The organism is Burkholderia sp. E168m23 (genome assembly GCF_016586125.1).
Lineage (GTDB): Bacteria > Pseudomonadota > Gammaproteobacteria > Burkholderiales > Burkholderiaceae > Burkholderia > Burkholderia orbicola.
Window position 1 is genome coordinate 1 of record NZ_BCPP01001442.1, and the last position, 1,145, is coordinate 1,145.

A 1,145-nucleotide genomic window follows, 5' to 3' on the forward strand; every position below is an offset into this window, starting at 1 on the left:
GCGCCCGGACGGATTCACGATGCTCGATACCTACCGGCTCGCGTTCGCGGACGGCCTGTTCGCCGCGCGCGATGGCGCGGAGATCCGCGTCGCGCAGGGCGACGGGATCGGCGCGCAGTTGCTGCGCGCGCAGCTCGGCGACGACGGCGCGCTGCGCCTGGTCGCCTACAACCATCGCGTGGCGCCAGCCGATCAGCGGCGGGCGCTGCTGGCCGCACTCGCCGCGGCGTTTTCGGACAGCGCGCGCCACGCGGCGATTCGGCTCGACCCGGCCGCATGGCCGGCCGTCGCGCTCGACGCGCTGCGCGCGAGCGGCGTGCTGGCCGACGGCGGCCGCTGCCTGCGCGACGGCTGGGCGCAACAGGCCGACCTGTGGCGCGTCGGCCCGTCTCTGCCGTGCGCGACGCTGCCGACGATCACCGACGGCCGGCGTCATCCGCGCCGGCCGCCCGCACCGCGCGGCGACGTCTATGCGCGCGATCTGCCGGCGCTCGGCGTGCGCTTCACGTTGCGCGGCTGGCAGCCGGCGGAGGACACCGAGCGGCTCGCGCGCTGGTTCGACGAGCCGCGCGTGCGCGACGGCTGGCCGGGCGCGCAGCCCGCCCAACGCGGCACGGAAGGCCCGCAGGAAGCCGATCCGCACGTGACGCCGCTGGTCGGCTGTTTCGACGGCGAGCCGTTCGCGTATTTCGAGGCGTTCTGGCTGAAGGAGGACGCGCTCGGGCCGCACGTCGCGGCGCGCGACTACGACCGCGGGCTGCGGATGCTGGTTGGCGAGCCGCGCTGGCGCGGCGCGCATCGCGTGGCCGGCTGGCTGCCGTCCGTCGTGCATTACCTGTTTCTCGACGACCTGCGTACCGAAGCGGTCGGCTGTGCCGTTCCGGCCGGCCACACGCGGGTTGCCGACCATCTCGCGCGGCATGGCTTCGCGCGGCAGCGCCGTCTCGCGCTGGCCGACGCGCAGCCGTTGTGGATGCGCACGCTGCGCGAGACGTTCTTCTCCGGCCGTCACGTCTGACGGGCCGGATTCACCGACAAGGAAGCTGAGACATGCAGAGAGAAACCGTATTCGACCTGATCGGCGTCGGCTTCGGGCCGTCGAATCTGGCGCTGGCCGTGCGCCTCGCGGAGCGCAGCGGCGCGCA

The 1,145-nt window shown here is 74.2% G+C and carries 2 protein-coding genes; both read left to right on the forward strand.

Annotation, left to right across the window (positions count from 1 at the left end; translation table 11 throughout):
• Positions 1–1,018: GNAT family N-acetyltransferase (locus tag JMF90_RS38010; RefSeq protein WP_201326439.1), on the forward strand; the 1,018-nt coding region annotated here is incomplete at its 5' end.
• Between the two features lie 32 nt (positions 1,019–1,050).
• A partial coding sequence (locus JMF90_RS38015; protein ID WP_201326440.1) for a SidA/IucD/PvdA family monooxygenase occupies positions 1,051–1,145 on the forward strand: 95 nt, incomplete at its 3' end.